Source organism: Hymenobacter setariae, assembly GCF_007713685.1.
GTDB lineage: Bacteria > Bacteroidota > Bacteroidia > Cytophagales > Hymenobacteraceae > Hymenobacter > Hymenobacter setariae.
The window spans coordinates 999,001-1,015,010 of the sequence record NZ_VMRJ01000001.1; the positions used below are offsets into that span (position 1 = coordinate 999,001).

General features: G+C 54.3%; 8 protein-coding genes and 1 tRNA gene. 7 read left to right on the forward strand and 2 right to left on the reverse strand.

The window, feature by feature from the left end:
- Positions 1–454 precede the first annotated feature (454 nt).
- A tRNA-Glu gene (locus FNT36_RS04205) sits at positions 455–526 on the forward strand.
- 373 nt (positions 527–899) lie between these two features.
- Here FNT36_RS04205 and FNT36_RS04210 read toward each other — a convergent pair.
- Positions 900–2,768, reverse strand: coding sequence for a glycoside hydrolase family 97 protein (locus FNT36_RS04210; protein ID WP_233635672.1), 1,869 nt, complete (start codon positions 2,766–2,768; stop codon positions 900–902).
- A gap of 266 nt (positions 2,769–3,034) precedes the next feature.
- Between FNT36_RS04210 and FNT36_RS04215 the strand changes: the two genes are divergently transcribed.
- Together FNT36_RS04215 and FNT36_RS04220 are read left to right on the forward strand one after the other, a co-directional pair.
- Entirely contained in the window at positions 3,035–4,630 is a 1,596-nt protein-coding gene (locus tag FNT36_RS04215; RefSeq protein ID WP_144844665.1) for a sodium:solute symporter, read from the forward strand.
- A 34-nt stretch (positions 4,631–4,664) separates the two neighbouring features.
- On the forward strand, positions 4,665–5,591 hold the full coding sequence (locus FNT36_RS04220) for a dihydrodipicolinate synthase family protein (protein ID WP_144844667.1): 927 nt from the start codon (positions 4,665–4,667) through the stop codon (positions 5,589–5,591).
- A 19-nt stretch (positions 5,592–5,610) separates the two neighbouring features.
- Here FNT36_RS04220 and FNT36_RS04225 read toward each other — a convergent pair whose 3' ends face one another.
- Complete coding sequence (locus FNT36_RS04225) at positions 5,611–6,507, reverse strand: AraC family transcriptional regulator (RefSeq protein WP_144844669.1); 897 nt, start codon at positions 6,505–6,507, stop codon at positions 5,611–5,613.
- 1,072 nt (positions 6,508–7,579) lie between these two features.
- Here FNT36_RS04225 and FNT36_RS04230 point away from each other — a divergent pair.
- The 4 genes from FNT36_RS04230 to FNT36_RS04245 all read left to right on the forward strand — a co-directional run bounded on the left by FNT36_RS04230 (position 7,580) and on the right by FNT36_RS04245 (position 15,963).
- Positions 7,580–9,031, forward strand: a complete 1,452-nt coding sequence (locus tag FNT36_RS04230) for a fucose isomerase (protein ID WP_233635674.1) — start codon at positions 7,580–7,582, stop codon at positions 9,029–9,031.
- An 89-nt stretch (positions 9,032–9,120) separates the two neighbouring features.
- Positions 9,121–12,168 (forward strand): SusC/RagA family TonB-linked outer membrane protein, encoded by a 3,048-nt coding sequence (locus tag FNT36_RS04235; protein WP_144844670.1) that lies wholly within the window; start codon positions 9,121–9,123, stop codon positions 12,166–12,168.
- A 47-nt stretch (positions 12,169–12,215) separates the two neighbouring features.
- Complete coding sequence (locus FNT36_RS04240; RefSeq protein ID WP_144844672.1) at positions 12,216–13,868, forward strand: RagB/SusD family nutrient uptake outer membrane protein; 1,653 nt, start codon at positions 12,216–12,218, stop codon at positions 13,866–13,868.
- A gap of 70 nt (positions 13,869–13,938) precedes the next feature.
- Positions 13,939–15,963 carry an SUMF1/EgtB/PvdO family nonheme iron enzyme gene (locus tag FNT36_RS04245; protein WP_144844675.1) on the forward strand — a complete coding sequence of 675 codons (2,025 nt, stop codon included), beginning with the start codon at positions 13,939–13,941 and terminating at the stop codon, positions 15,961–15,963.
- Positions 15,964–16,010 lie beyond the last annotated feature (47 nt).

Genomic DNA, 16,010 nt, shown 5'->3' on the forward strand with positions numbered 1-16,010 from the left:
CCCAGCCGCTACGCACTAGCGATAGCTCCCGCCTTCCATCAATACCAGACACTAGACGTAGCTGGATGTTGGTAAGTAACATATAACGAGTCCTTCAACAGGAGGTTAACCCATGTAGAACCGCTTCACTTGCACCACACACCTAGATTACGATGGAGAATACCTAGGGCCTGTACAGCAAGCTTGATGACGGCGCAACAGCTTATCTGAAATGACCACCCGTAAACTGTATTGGTACCATAGGCGCCGTTTTACAGCGGCGTCACCCCATCTATTATAGCGCAGCCACCTGTGCCCTTAAAGGCGAGCAGCTAGGCGGCTTCTACCTGCGGGCATGTTTGCCCATATTTTTTCAGTTGAAAATCAACCTGTTTTAATTTCGACTGTTTTTTTTGAGTTCGAGATTAAGCTACAAGCGAAAAAACCAGTATCTTTGCACCACTAAAACAAAAACGGTCCGTTCGTCTAGGGGTTAGGACAGTAGATTTTCATTCTACCAACAGGGGTTCGATTCCCCTACGGACTACATAAGAAGCTAAAGATTAAGATTTTTAGCAATACAGATAAAGCCACTCAGCTTGCACTGAGTGGCTTTATCTGTATTGCTTTTGATTAACTTCCTACAACTGGCCTAGCTATAAGCTAGGCCGGCTGTCTTTCTTTAGCAGCTATCCATAGTTAGCGATAAACGGTTTTAAAGCATCTATTCTGTGAGGTGTAGGCTAAGCTCACTGGTTACTAGAATGGTGTGTTATCAGCTAGCCGCACCACGATACCCTAGGGCCAGTAACCGCCCGCCGCGGCGGTTACATTCAACCCATTGCAGCAAGGAAGTAAATACTCTTGCTGCAATGGGTTGATAATGATTCACCTACCTTCTCGACAGGTGGCCTACCTCGTCAGTTTTGCTTGAGCAGCAAGCAGGCGCCTCCGCCAGGAGCCAGCTTTATTCGGATGACATCCATGGCGCTCACTTGTCTGGTATCGGTGGTGTAGCTTTCGTGCTGCGTACGGTAGTCGGCCTGGGGGCCATCCTGCATGAGGGACGCCGTGTAGCGCCCTTTGCCTAGGAAAGAGAGCGGAATGGTTAGCTCGCGGGCTTGTTCGTTTGTGGCAGCACCCACTAGCCATGTTTTATCCTGGGCCTGCCGAGCCATGACGATGTACTCGCCAATCTCGCCTTGCACCGTTTTGCTGGCCAGCCACGGCATTTTTTGCGCAGCAATAAAACGCAGTAGCTCCGGGTGCTTTTGATAGTTTTCCGGGATGTCGGGAATGATGGTAGCCCCCGAAAACACGATGAGCGTACGCGCGGCTTCGCCCGCCAAGGTCGAGGGTACGGGCGAGGAATTATCTACGCGGCCAGTCTGCGTGAGGCTGGCAGAGCCATTGTTCATGTCCAGCGGGCCCGCTACCATGTTGACGAAAACCGACGTCACGAAGGTCTTGGGCTGCACTACCTGGTGGCCGTCGAGCTGCGCTTTGCAATACTCCCGGGTCACGGCGTTGGGGAAGGTACGCATTTGCCCGTAGGGGTGCGTAGGCCCATCATGAAAATCACACAGCAAGCGGTTCTGCGCGCACAGCTCCGTAATCAGGCGTGTGCGCTGGTTTTTCTCGGCAGGGGTGCCCGACATAAAGCCGTATTTGATGCCGACCGCGCCCCAGTCGTGGTAACGCTTCAAGGTTTGGGCTAGGTCATAGTTACGGCCGCCAACGTCGTTGAGGTAAAGCCAGATGCCTACACCTTTTCCCTTACCGTAGGCAATGAGTTCGTGCACCTGCGCCACCTTGCCGCCCTTCACGGGGTCCGATTCTTTGCCAAATTCGGGGCCATACCAATCGGCATCGAGCACGAGGTAGGGCAGCTGGTTAGTCGCGGCGAAATCCACCATTCGCTTCCACGAAGGCAGCGACATATTGTAGGTGAAATTTTCGGTGCGGGCGCCGTTAATGCGCCAGTCCCAGAGCGCCACCCCCGGCTTGACCCAGGAGAAGTCCTGGCCCTTGGCGAGGGGTGGGCATAGCAACTCGAGTAGGTGTGAATCGACGAGGTCGCCCGGGGTTTTGCCGTACATAATCACCTTCCAGGACGTGGTCGGCTGCGACGCGATGGTAAAAATGGTCTCGCCCTTCGCAGCCTGCAGTTGCAGTGGCTCGCCGCTGCTTAAGTCGGCTTCGTGCAGAGCCAAGTACGTCGCACTGTCCACTTTCACGGTCATAACGGGCGAGCGCTTACCCGCGCAATCGGCTAGCTTTTCGGGCCCTAGGTTATGGTTTTCGCCGTTGTAGTACCACGCCGTGTAGTTACCGGCAAAGGCAAAAGTAGTCCGCTCAGTAGGGGCTTGACCGGCAGGATAAACGTAGCGAAAAGCGATGCCTTCGTTGTAAGCCCGCGCAATGATTTTATACGTTTTGAGGTCGAGGGTCAGCTCGTTGTACTGGTCGGGCACTAGAGCCCTTTTGCCCCAAACCGGTTTCCAAACAGTATTAACGGCCCGCCGCAAGATGGTGGGCACTACAAGGGCACCGGGCTGCTGCAGGCCGAGCTTGGAATCTTGCAGCAGCACTTTCGACTGCGCCCTAAATGTGTAAGTGAGAGCGCCGGCCGGGTCGTAGCCAAGTTGTAAGTGAAGTGCCTTGTTGGGCGATACTAAGGTGGGCAGAGGCTCCGCTGGCGCGGTTTGGGCTTTTGCCACTGGCTGCTTCGGCTTGGCAGCAAGCAGTTGCGGTGCTAGTAGCAGTAGAAACCAAAAGCTGGCTCTCATAGGCATTACGGTACGAATAGTTGGCACAAGGGCGCGGCAAAAGCCCTTGCACCCTAGGGCTAGTGCCCCGAGCAAAGTAAGCGACGAACACCCTACTTGGCCGACCAGCCCTAACCCAGACGCGCCCTCACTGGCACAGCAAGGATAATATGATACAATAGATAGAGAAAATGATACACGGATGACGCATACCATCGCAATAGCTTTGCGAGTGAAATATGTTAAGCTTAAGAAGCTTGATGAGCCATATTTCAAAAATCATTTGAATGAATAATTTACGCGTTCCTGATTTAGTAATCATTGGCTTGTATTTGCTAGCCATGATTGGCGTTGGCATTTATTTCTCTCGAAAGAATGACAACGCCGAACAATACTCGCGCGCGTCCGGCTTAATTCCTGGCTGGGCCATTGGCTTATCCATCTATGCTACTTTTTTAAGTAGCAATACTTTTCTAGGTGTGCCAGGCAAAGCCTTTGGCAGCAATTGGAACGCGTTTGTATTTAGTATTTCCATGCCATTCGCCGCCTGGATTGCCACTAATTACTTTATTCCTTTCTACCGCAGCACTGGCGAAATATCAGCGTATACCCACCTAGAGCATCGTTTTGGGCCTTGGGCACGCACATACGCTGTCACCTGCTTTCTGCTGACGCAATTGGCTCGTATCGGCTCCATCTTCTACGGCATTGCCCTCACGCTGCAAGCGCTTACTGGCTTTTCGATGGATATGATTATGCTCATCACGGGCATCTGCATTATTATCTATACAGTGCTAGGTGGTATAGAAGCCGTTATTTGGACGGAAGTAGTGCAAGGTATAATTAAGACCGTTGGTGCTTTACTTATCATCGGCTTGATTATATATGATATGCCAGGCGGCGTAGCGAAAATCATAGACATCGGTCAGGCCGATGGTAAGTTTAGCTTAGGTGGGTTTAATTTAAATTTCACTCAATCTACCTTTTGGGTTGTGTTTTTATATGGCTTCTTTATTAACCTAAGCAATTTTGGGGTCGACCAGAATTATGTACAGCGTTATCATACGGCGGCATCATTGCCGCAAGCCGCCAAGTCTCTGTGGCTATGCGTGTGGCTGTATGTACCTGCGTCCCTCTTGTTCTTGGTTATCGGCTCTAGTCTATTTGCTTATTACCAAGTACATCCCGAGTTTATTCAAGCAGTTAAGCTACAAGTAGCCGCGGCGAACCTCCCCCCTACCGCAACAGCAACCCAACTAGCTAGCGCGGCCATGCGCTTGTCGCCTGCTGACTACGGCGACAAAGTGATGCCGCACTTCATAGTCACCAAAATTCCGGTGGGTTTTGTGGGGCTCATTGTATCCGCTATTCTGTCGGCGGCCATGAGCACCATCAGTTCCGGCATGAATGCCTCGGCTACTGTCTTCACCGTCGATATCTATCAGCGCTATTTCAAATCCGGCATGACCAGCCGCCAAACGCTGCGGCTCTTGCACCTTGCCACCGTTTGCTTTGGCTTGCTTGGCATGGGCACCGGCATTGCCATGATTGGCGTCAAGAGCGTGCTAGATACTTGGTGGGAACTCTCTGGCATCTTTGCCTCGGGCATGCTGGGCTTGTTTCTACTCGGCGTCATAAGCCGCCAAACCCGAAGCCACGAGGCGTTGACGGCGACCATTATCGGCATCTGCGTTATTGTTTGGATGACCTTCTCAAGCCGTCTGCCCGAGGAGTATGCCAGTTTGCGTAGCCTATTGCACAAAAGCATGATTATCGTGATAGGCACCCTCACCATTTTCCTAACTGGACTCCTGCTCACCAAGTTGCGAAAAGGCACGTCCGCTTATAGCCCGGCAGAGCCCGTTAATCAACCGGCTCACTAACTGAGCCCCTCCTCTTCTTTCCGACTACCTACTAATGGAAAAATCACGAAAGGGATTTGTCCCAGTCATGCTCATGCCATTCCAAAACGATGGGCAAATTGACTACGACTCACTTACTAAGCTGACAGAGTTGTACTTAGCAGCCGGCGCTACTGGCTTATTTGCTAATTGCCTCTCCAGCGAGATGTTCGAGCTAACCCCTGAGGAGATGCTCAAAACCATCACGCATATCATAGACCTAGTAGCTGGTGCCGTGCCAGTGGTAGCCACCGGCACCTTTGGTGGCCTAATTAGGCAACAAGCTGACTTTGTGAAGCGCGTCCATGATACCGGCACCGAAGCCGTTATTACGATTACCGGCTTACTCGCCAGCGCAGACCAGTCTGACGAATACTTTAATGACCAAGTATTCCAACTACTCGACCTGACACCCGGCATTCCCCTCGGTTTCTATGAATGCCCGGTGCCCTATAAGCGCCTGCTATCGCCCGAGCAGCTGAGAAAGTTTGTTGAGACTGGTCGCGTTATCTACCACAAAGACACCTGTCTCGACCTAGGCCAAGTGCAGCAAAAAATCGGTGCCACCGCAGGCTACAAGTTCGGCTTATACGATGCCTACATGGGGCACGCAGTCGACTCGCTCAAAGCCGGCTCGGCTGGCCTATCCTGCATTCAGGGCAATTTCTATCCCGAGCTAATTGTATGGTTGTGTAACCATTATGATGACACCTCACGCGCTGACGAAGTAAAGGCTGTAGAACAGTTTTTCGTACACAACATGCATGTCATGCACGATGTATACCCCATCGTAGCCAAATACTCTCTCAAGCAACGTGGCATCGACATTTCAACCTTTACGCGGCGAAAGGTTGGCATTTTCTCGAGCGAGATTAAAAAGAATATTGAAAAACTAAACCTTGAATACGCGCAACTGCATAAAAGCTTGGAGTACGCTCTCTAATTCCTACTTCTTACCTACCCTAGGCGGCTGCAAATTCTTTACGGTTATGACTTAAGTAATTGCGCTTATATTCCAACGGTGTCATTTTAGTTATTTTCTTAAAATGACGGTAGAAATTAGATACATTATTAAAACCACACTCAAAGCAAAGTACCTCAGTAGGTAATTTATCTTCAATCAGAAGGCGGCAAGCGTGGCTAATACGAATTTCAATAAGGAAATCGTAGTAAGTCTTTTTAGTAATAAACTTGAAATATCGGCAGAACGATGTCACACTCAAGTTACTAATAGAAGCAATTTCTTCAAGCGTTATTTCTTTTTTATAGTTTGTCAATGTATAGCTACACACTTTGTTAATTCGTATCGTATCTGACTCATTTGATTGTGCAAAGGCATGGTATGTTGTAGCAATGGCTTCGCTTTCATCAGTTTCGGCTAGCACCTTCAAAATAGAAAGCAGCACAATAATTCGATTGAGATTAGTGGCTTTAACCGCTGCATACATTAAGGGAATGAGCTTTTCTTTGGCCTCGCCGCTCACTATCAAGCCATTTTTTGCTTTCTCGAATAGCTTCGGCAGGAGATACGCCTCGGGTAAGCCAAGCAGATAGCGCCCTAGGCAATCGGGCAAGAACTGAATAACGATAGCTTCAACAGCTAATTCAGAATTTTGCTGAAAGTATTCTTCTTTGCAGCGCCATGTATGAGGAAGGTTTTCTCCAAGCAAGACAATCTCATTTGAGGAAAAATTACTGATATTATCACCTACTAATCGCACGCCTTCTCCCCTGATTACATAGTGCAATTCTAATTCGGGATGATAATGCCAAATAGTGCCAAAATTCGCTCGGCGCTCGTGCCGAACGCTAAATGAGTTTTGCGTACTAATAGGCACTTTGTGAAAATAGGCTTTCATAAAATCTGAATTAGCGAGGGTGGGAGAATAGTAGCGGAGGCAACTCTTCGGAAGAGCAATTATTAAGGATGCATCGGTTAAGGCGACGCAATTTTAGTTGTGCTGACAAGCCATTTTTTATTTATAGATTAAGCAAGCACAAACGCTTCTCCTAAACAAAGGCCATTGATGGAGCAGTATAGCCTTTTAGAGCTTTACTCTACAATCTTATCCTTTGGCCTGACTTTCGGCAGACTGAAAATCACCGCCTCTGCTGTAAAGCTTTGGCGGCAGAAGTCGGCGCTAAAGTTGGCGTAAGTTACTTGAATTATCACTTTCTACCGGGTCTACTTTCATTTCGCAAGCCTCACTGTAAATAAGGCGGCAAGGCCCTAGGTGCAACTCGTACCTATACATTGACAGTCAACACCATGCACTACCCCCAAAAGCAATCAATTGCTTCTTAAAGCCAGTGCAAGATTACCCTAGGAGTCCCTGCGCGTTGCGACCGCTGCGAAGCCGGGTCTCTTAGTATCTGTTCTCAGTCGGGTATTCCACTTAACGTGTGCTTTCTAGCTCAGCTGTGGGCTGAAGAATTTGCTGTACACCCAACAAATGGGCAAGCAGAGCAGGCAGCTTTGGGCTACCTAGCTAGCCCATGGTAATATCCTACAGTAAGTAGATAATAACGAGTAATGACGCTGATTGCCGGGCAATCATATTTGCATATCCGCTCAGCAAGCCTTTCAGGCTCAGATTATTTCGGGGGCAGTTAATACTTCTTATACCTTACTAAAGGTGTAGGCTGGCTATCTGCTGCTGCTTTTTGAGTGGTTTTTGAATTAACCATCGCTTCAACTTCTACTCGAAGCAATTACTACTTACACCTGCAATGGATTCTACTCTAAAAGAAGTCTTATTAGTTGCAAGTGGTGATTTGCGATTAGCTGCTAATCAAGACTGCTGGGCGGCGCAATACGAAATGGAGCAGTTGCTTGCTGCAGCCTTACAAAAGCAAGGATGGTCGGTAAAGCGCGCTCATCTATATGATGCCCAGAAACAGCACGGATTTATTGATTCCCAGAAAATGGGGATGGAAGTATTTCGCACGCTCGATGCAACGCAGCCCTTGATTGTGGCCGAAAGCGTGTGGCAATACACCCACCATGTACTAGCTGGCCTTACCACCCACCAAGGCCCTATTCTAACGGTGGCTAACTGGAGCGGACAGTGGCCTGGCTTGGTGGGTATGCTGAATCTGAATGGCTCCTTAACCAAAGCCAACGTAACCTATAGCAGCCTGTGGAGCCAGGATTTTACGGATGAATTCTTTGCGCGCGGTCTGCAAGAGTGGCTTACGACTGGCACCATTACGCAAGATGACAGCCACGTCACCGACCTAGGCTCAGTTCAGCTGCCCGCCGAGGAGGAGCATCTAGGCCGGGGCTTTGCGCGCCAGCTAAAGCGCGACAAAGCCATTATGGGCGTGTTTGACGAAGGCTGCATGGGAATGTATAATGCTATCATTCCCGACGAACTGCTGCACCCTACGGGCTTATTCAAAGAGCGTTTAAGCCAGTCGGCTCTGTACGCGGCGATGCTTACGGTACCCGATATAGAAGCCCGCCAAGTGCTGGACTGGCTGCTGGCCAAGGGCATGAAATTTAACTGGGGAACTGATGGCGTGACCGAGCTAACGGAAGCCCAAACGCTGGAGCAGTGCAAGATGTACATCGCTGCGCTGCGCCTGGCCGATACCTTTGGCTGTGCCACCATCGGCATTCAATACCAGCAGGGCTTAAAAGACCTTACGCCCGCCAGCGACCTAGTAGAAGGGCTACTGAATAACCAAGACCGGCCCTCCGTGTACTCGGCAGAGGGCAAGGAACTGTACGCTGGGCAAGCCCTCCCGCATTTCAACGAGGTAGATGAGTGTGCTGGTCTCGACGCGCTGCTCACCTACCAGCTGTGGCAAAAGCTGGGGCTGCCAGGCGAGACTACACTGCATGATTTGCGCTGGGGGGAGCACTTTACCGGCCCCGGCATCGATGCCTTTGTATGGGTTTTTCTGATTTCGGGGGCAGCGCCGCCGGCCCACTTTGTGGGGGGCTACGCAGGCGCTAGCAGCGAGCGGCAGCCTCCCATGTACTTCCGCCTAGGTGGGGGTAGCCTCAAAGGAATTAGCCGACCCGGTGCCATTGTGTGGAGCCGCGTGTACGTGATGGATGGCAAGCTGCACTGCGACCTAGGGGTGGGCGAAGCCGTTACCCTGCCAGAAGCCGAAACTCAGCGCCGCTGGCAAGAAACTACTCCGCAGTGGCCGATTATGAATGCCACACTCAAGGGCGTGACTCGCGACCAGATGATGGCTCGCCACAAAGCCAATCACATTCAGGTGGTCTACGCGGCCGACGAAGCCAGTGCCCAACGCGCCTGCCGGATTAAGGCAGCGGCTATGGCCGAGCTAGGTATCGAAGTACACTTCTGCGGCCAGGTAGAGGTAGCTAAAGTCACCTTAGCAACCTACAGTGGCACAGCGAACTAGCTCCTGGCGCCTCCTACATCAGCTGCCTTACTAAGTCGGCATTTTCAACGTCATCTACCCATCATTCCCACCTCTACACCACTGCTTACATGAAAGGAAGATTACTAACCTTAACGTTTCTGCTTGGGGGGCTACAAGCCAATGTGCTGTTAGCAGCTGCCTCTCCGAGTGAGAATTATTGGCGGGCGTGCTTCGATAGCGACGAGCCGACAGCCGACAGGACCATTCAGGGACGGGTCACTGATAAGAAAACCGGCGAAGGCATTCCGGGCGTCACCGTCGTGCTGAAGGGAACGACCAAGGGCACTACGTCCGATTTGAACGGCAACTACACCATTGGGGTGAATGGAGCCGCCGATGTATTGGTTTTCAGCTCAGTTGGCTTCTCGAGCCAGGAGATTACCATCGGGGATAAGAACTTACTCAACGTGGTATTGGAAGCCGCCAACCGGGCGCTCGATGAGGTAGTGGTGGTCGGGTACGGCGCCCAATCTCGGCGCAACGTGACGGGAGCGGTGGCGAAGGTGGACATGAAGCAGACCGAGAACCTGCCCAATACCAACGTCACCCAAGCGTTGCGCGGGCGGGTAGCGGGGGTGCAGTTCACGGATAATGGCCGGCCAGGTCAGAACGGCTCCATTCTCATTCGGGGGCCCCGCTCGCTGAGCGGGGGCAACAATCCGCTAATTGTTCTAGACGGTATTTTCTTCAATGGCAGCTTGTCCGACATCAACCCCAACGACATTGAGTCGATGGAGGTGCTCAAGGATGCTAGCGCGGCGGCCATTTACGGCTCGCGGGCAGCAAACGGGGTCATTCTGATTACCTCTAAAAAGGGCACTACTCAGAAGCCCACGGTTCGCATCAATGCCTTTACCGGCATATCGGAAATGGGCCACACGGTGAAGCTTCTGAGCCCGGACCGCTACCTGCAAAAAACGCTCGACTACCGCGCCCAAAGCGGCCTGCCCGCCGACCCCGCCAATGTGGCGAGCTACCTAACTACTTCGGAGGCTGCCAACTACAAGGCCGGAATCACGCTCGACCCCTGGAAAGCGGCGTCGCAGCCGGGGCGCATTGGGTCCTACGACTTGAGCTTGTCGGGCCGCAACGACGCTACCAATTACTACTTGTCGGCGGCTTATACAGACGAAAAAGGGCTGATTTTAAACGACAACCAAAAGCGCGTTACCCTGCGCGCCAACGTCGAAAACCAGGTGGCAAAGTGGCTGTCGGTGGGGTTGAACTCGACCTTTATTCGGCGTGATTTGTCGGGCCGGGAAGCCGACGTTTCTAGCATTTACTACAGCAGCCCTTTTGGAACGTGGACGTACCCCGACGGGGAGCCTACGCTGTACAGCGTGCCGGAAGAGCAAATTTCTGGCAACCCGCTGCGCAGTGTATTGCTGACGAAGAACGAAGAAATTTACAACAACTTGTTTAGCAATTTCTACGCGATAGTTAATGCGCCATTTGTAAAAGGGCTATCATACCGGGTCAATTTTTCGCCTAATTATCGCTGGAACCACACGTACAACTTTACGCGGCAGGACCGCCGCTTGCCGAACAACACAACCAGCGCCAGCAAATACAACCAAGAAAGCTATGACTGGGTGCTGGAGAATATCCTTACCTACAACAAGCAAATCAACGAAAACCACGGCTTTGACCTGACGCTGCTTTATGGCCGCAACCACCAGCAGTCAGAATCGACCACGGCCAGTGCCAATCAGCTGAGCTCGGACGCCCTAGGCTGGAACAGCCTGACGCTGGGCGGCACGCAAACCACCCTTTCGGATGCCGCCAAAATTGACGGTATTTCGTCGATGGCCCGCTTGAACTACCGGTTTAAAGAGCGGTACCTCGTGACGCTAACCGCCCGGCGCGATGCCAGCTCGGTCTTCGCCGAAAACAACAAGTACGCCACCTTCCCGTCGGCCGCCATTGCCTGGATAGCATCGGACGAGTCGTTCCTGAAAAAGGCGACATTCATTGACTTGCTCAAGTTTCGCGTGTCCTACGGCTCGGTTGGCAACCAAGCCATTCAGCCTTACCAGTCGCTCAGCCTATCAGGCATCACGCAGTACGTATTCGGGGATAGCGGGCCAACGTCGGTGGGAATTTTTCCTGCTACAATGGCCAACAACGACCTGAAATGGGAAACCACTGCCACCGCCAACGCCGCCGTGGACTTCACCTTGTTTAAGGGCCGATTGGGCGGCACTGTCGAAGTGTACAATAGTGACACCAAGAACCTCATCGTGCAGCGGACGCTGCCTAGCCTGACTGGCTACACCAGCGTGCTGACCAACCTAGGGGCCACCAATAACAAGGGCATTGAGGTAACGCTGAACACGGTCAATTTGCGGCGGCGCAACTTTGAGTGGAGCAGCAGCCTCGTGCTGTCGGCCAACCAGAACAAGATTGTGCACCTCTACCGCTCCGACACGAACGGCGACGGGCGAGAAGATGACGACCTGAGCAACCGGTGGTTTATTGGGCAGCCCATCACCGTTTACTACGACTACGTTTTTGACGGCATCTACCAAAAAGGTGATAACCTGCCGGCCAACGCCAAGCCCGGCGACGTGCGGCTGAAAGACTTGAACGGGGACGGTAAAATCGACGCCACCAACGACCGGACGATAATTGGGCAGGGCGGCCAGCCGAAGGTGCGCTGGGGCATCACCAACAATTTCAGCTACGGCAATCTGTCGCTGTCCGTGTTTGTGAACGCCATGCAGGGCTGGATGTCCGACTTCATCTTGCTGGACCCCAATTCGACCCGCAGCGAAAACTCGCCGGGCCGCGCTCTCAACCAGATTGACGCCGGCTGGTGGACCGCCGACAACCCCTCGACGACCCGTCCCTCGCTGGTGTACACCAACCCCCTGGGCCACAACTACTACGTGAGCCGAAATTTTGTCCGCATTCAGGACGTATCGCTGGCCTACAACTTCCCCGCCCCAGTGATAAGCAAGCTTGGCTTTGCTAACCTGCGCGTGTTTTTAAGCGGAAAAAACCTGTACACCTTCACCGATTGGCCGGGCACCGACCCCGAAAGCGGGGGCACCACGAAGGCATCTTTCTTCCCGATGCCCCGCACCTACACCCTAGGGCTGAACCTAGGCTTCTAGCCCTTCTTTTTTCCCACTCCTTTACTACGCATTCGGCGCTGGTTTATATGCAATTAAGTCAATTCAATACGCGTCTTCTGTCGCTGGGCAAGCGAGCCAGCTTGTGCGCCGGGCTCCTGCTGGCGGGCGCTTGCCAAGACAAATTTTTGGACGAGGTTCCGCTTTCGTCCCTCAGCTCAAGCGTGGTGCTTACGTCCAAAGCGGGGTTCGACAACTACATCACGGCACTGCACCAGTCTGCCCGCGACGAGCTGTCGCAGGAAGACCTAGGGAGCTTCTACGACATGCAAATCGGGACCGACGTGGCCACGACGGGCCAGGAGCAAACGGTCAATTTCCGCAACTACGCCACGTTCTTGACACCTTCGGCCTCGGCGGCCAGCAGCTTCTGGAACTGGGGCTACACCCGGATGATACTGCGGGCTAATACTATCATTGAGTACGCCAGCAAGCCCGAACTCAGCGGCATTTGGGCCAGCGACGCCGAGCGCAACGCCATTATTGCGGAAGCTCGTTTTTTCCGGGCTTACACCTACAACCTGCTCGCCAACCTGTACGGGGGCGTACCCATCGTGGACGTGACGTACCAGAGCCCCAAAACCGACTTCGTGCGGGCCGAGCGCAAAGCCGTGTACGAGTTTGCCAAAGCCGACTTAGAATTTGCGCGGCAATACTTGCCCGTCACGGTTGCCAAGTCGCTAGAGGGCCGCATTGTGCAGGGAGCGGCCGACCACCTGCTCACGGAGGTGTACATCAACCTAGGCGAGTACGACAAGGCCATCGAGAGCGCGAGCCGCCTGATAAGCTCAGGCACGTACCAGCTGATGACCAGCCGCTTTGGCGCCAGAAGCGCGCAGCCGGGTGACGTGTACGCCGACTTATTTGCGGAGGGCAACCAAAACCGCAGCAGCGGCAACCTAGAGTCCATCTACGTGTGGCAATACGAGAATCTGACGCCGGGCGGCGCCGGCACCAACAACGGCAACAATACCATTCGGGGCTGGGTACCGTTCTTGCCCAATTTGAAAGACCCGGCGGGCGGCTCGGGCATGATAGTGTCGGATAGCCTAGGGCGCGGCGTGGCTTACAGCCGTCCTTCTTCCTACTTCCTATACGCTCTCTGGAAAGACAACTGGAGCAACGACATTCGGAACTCGGTGTATAACATCCGGCGCAAGTTTTACTACAACAACCCCGCCTCGACCTACTTCAAAAAGCAGGTAGAAAAGCGGACGGCCAACGAGGACACTATGCGCAACGTGTACCCCTACCTGCGCAAGCTCGAAGGCCGGCCCTTCAACGGCTCTAACACCTCGGGCCGCACGGGCAAGGACTTCATCGTGTATCGGCTGGCCGAAACGTATCTGCTGCGGGCCGAAGCCTACTTCCGCAAGGGCAACCTGACCGCCGCCGCCACCGACATCAATGTCGTACGCAACCGGGCCAAGGCCAAGCCCATCACGGCCGCCGATGTCACCATCGACTACATCTTGGACGAGCGGGCGCGGGAGCTCATTACCGAAGAGCCGCGCCGCCGCACCCTGAGCCGCATGGGCAAGCTAGTTGAGCGCACCCGCAAATACCAGACGAGGGCCGACGTACGGAGTACCATTCAGGACTACCACGAGCTGTACCCCATTCCGCAATCGGCAATTGATGCGAATTTTAGCGCCAAGCTAACCCAAAACCCAGGGTATTAACTGATACCCTAGTACTATTAAGGTGCAGGCCCCGACAGCTCAACTTGCTCGGGGCCTGCTATTTTACCCGATGGCAAACACACGCTTAGGCCTCGCGGCCCTCCTGACCCTGGCCAGCCTGGCAGCACGGGCACAAACGGTGAATTCCCTAGGTATGAAACTCGTGCCTGTGCCAGCGGGTGCGTTTTACATGGGGTCGGAGCGCGAAGGCAAGGATGCTGACGAAAGCCCGGTGCACCGGGTGTCGCTGTCGTCGCCGTTTCAGATGGGCGCTACGGAGGTGACCAATGCGCAGTACGAGGCGTTTGACCCGCAGCACAAGCAGCTGCGCGGCAATCGGGGTTTTTCGACGCAGGATGATGAAGCCGTCGTCTTCATAAGCTACGCGCAGGCCGTGGCCTTTTGCGAATGGCTGTCTCAGAAGGAAGGCAAACCCTACCGCTTGCCCACCGAAGCCGAATGGGAGTATGCCTGCCGGGCCGGCACCGTTTCTGACTTCTCGACCGGCAGCTCGCTGCCCAAGGCCTACCAGAAAAACCAGGCCACCGACCGCAACACGGCCGTGGTACCCTTGAAAGTGGCCCAAACGCCCGCCAACCCCTGGGGCTTTTACGACATGCACGGCAACGTGGAGGAGTGGTGCCTCGATTGGTATGGACCCTACGCGGCGGGCGAGCAGCGCGACCCGGTGGGGCGGGCGGCGGGGCTCTACCGCGTGAGCCGCGGCGGCAGCTTTGGCACGCCGGTTACCTTTTTGCGCTCGGCCAACCGGCTAGGCATGCTGCCAGAAGACAAGAGCTGGCTAGTGGGCTTCCGAGTGGTACAGGCCGCTATGCCCACCACCGCACCCTTGCCCCCGGCCGTCACTCCTAGCTACAACGCCCCGCTCTCGCAGCAGCGGTATGCCTGGAAGCCGCTTGCCGCTGACAAGCCGCTTTTTCTGGAACCCCAGCGCTACGTTAACAAACCGGCCTGCGACCACGCGGTGCCGTTTTACAGCCACAACCACCAGCCGGCCGTGGCGTGGTGCCCAAACGGCGATTTGCTGGCCATCTGGTTTTCTACAGATGAGGAAAGCGGGCGCGAAATGACGGTGTTGTCGAGTCGCCTCCGCCCCGGTGCCACCAAGTGGGAGGAGCCCGCCGAGTTCTTCAAAGTGCCCGACCGGAACATGACCGGCTCCTCGCTGTTGCACGATGGCAAAGGCACCCTCTTTCATATGAACGGTGTGGAAACCGATGGCGACTGGCAAGACCTAGCCATGGTGCTGCGCACCAGCCAAGACAACGGCGCCACCTGGTCGACGCCCCGCCTTGTGGCGCCCGAGCACACCAAGCGCCACCAAGTGATAGGCGGCATGAGCCAAACCAAGGCCGGCTGGCTCATTCAGCCAGCTGATGCTGACCCCGGGCCAGCTGGCGGCACGGCCATCCACCTCAGCAAAGACCACGGCAAAACGTGGATGAACCCCGCCGCGGAGGCTGCCACGCCCAGCTTCGGCGCCGGCGAAACGGGTGGCCTGATTGCGGGAATTCATGCCGGCGTAGTGACGCTAAAGAACGGGAATCTGCTGGCCCTAGGTCGAAAAAATGACATCAAAGCCCCCGGAAGCGCTGAATTGCGAATGCCCCTGAGCCTATCCAAGGACATGGGCAAGACCTGGACCTACACCGCTTCGCCTTTTCCGCCGGTTTGGAGCGGGCAGCGGCTAGTGCTCACTCGCCTGAATGAAGGCCCCCTGCTTTTGGTGTCCTTCACGCACCACCCAGACGAAAAAGACGAAGCGGCGGCCGGCATGCCGTTCAAAGCCGCCGACGGCCACACCTACAAGGGGTACGGCATGTACGCCGCCGTGTCGTTTGATGAGGGCAAGACCTGGCCGGTCATCAAGCTTTTGACCGATGGCAAAGCCCGCTACATGAATGGCGGTGCCTGGACAGGCGCCTTCGAGATGGACCAGACCCATGCGGAGCCCAAGGGCTACCTAGCCATCACCCAAACCCCCGACAATACCATTCACCTGCTGAGTAGCAGCCTCCACTATCAGTTTAACCTGGCCTGGCTGAAACAGCTACCAACGGCAGCAACGCAGTAGCCTGCCGCACGGGGCGGCTCAGCATGCTGGGGCCCAACTTCCGGCTC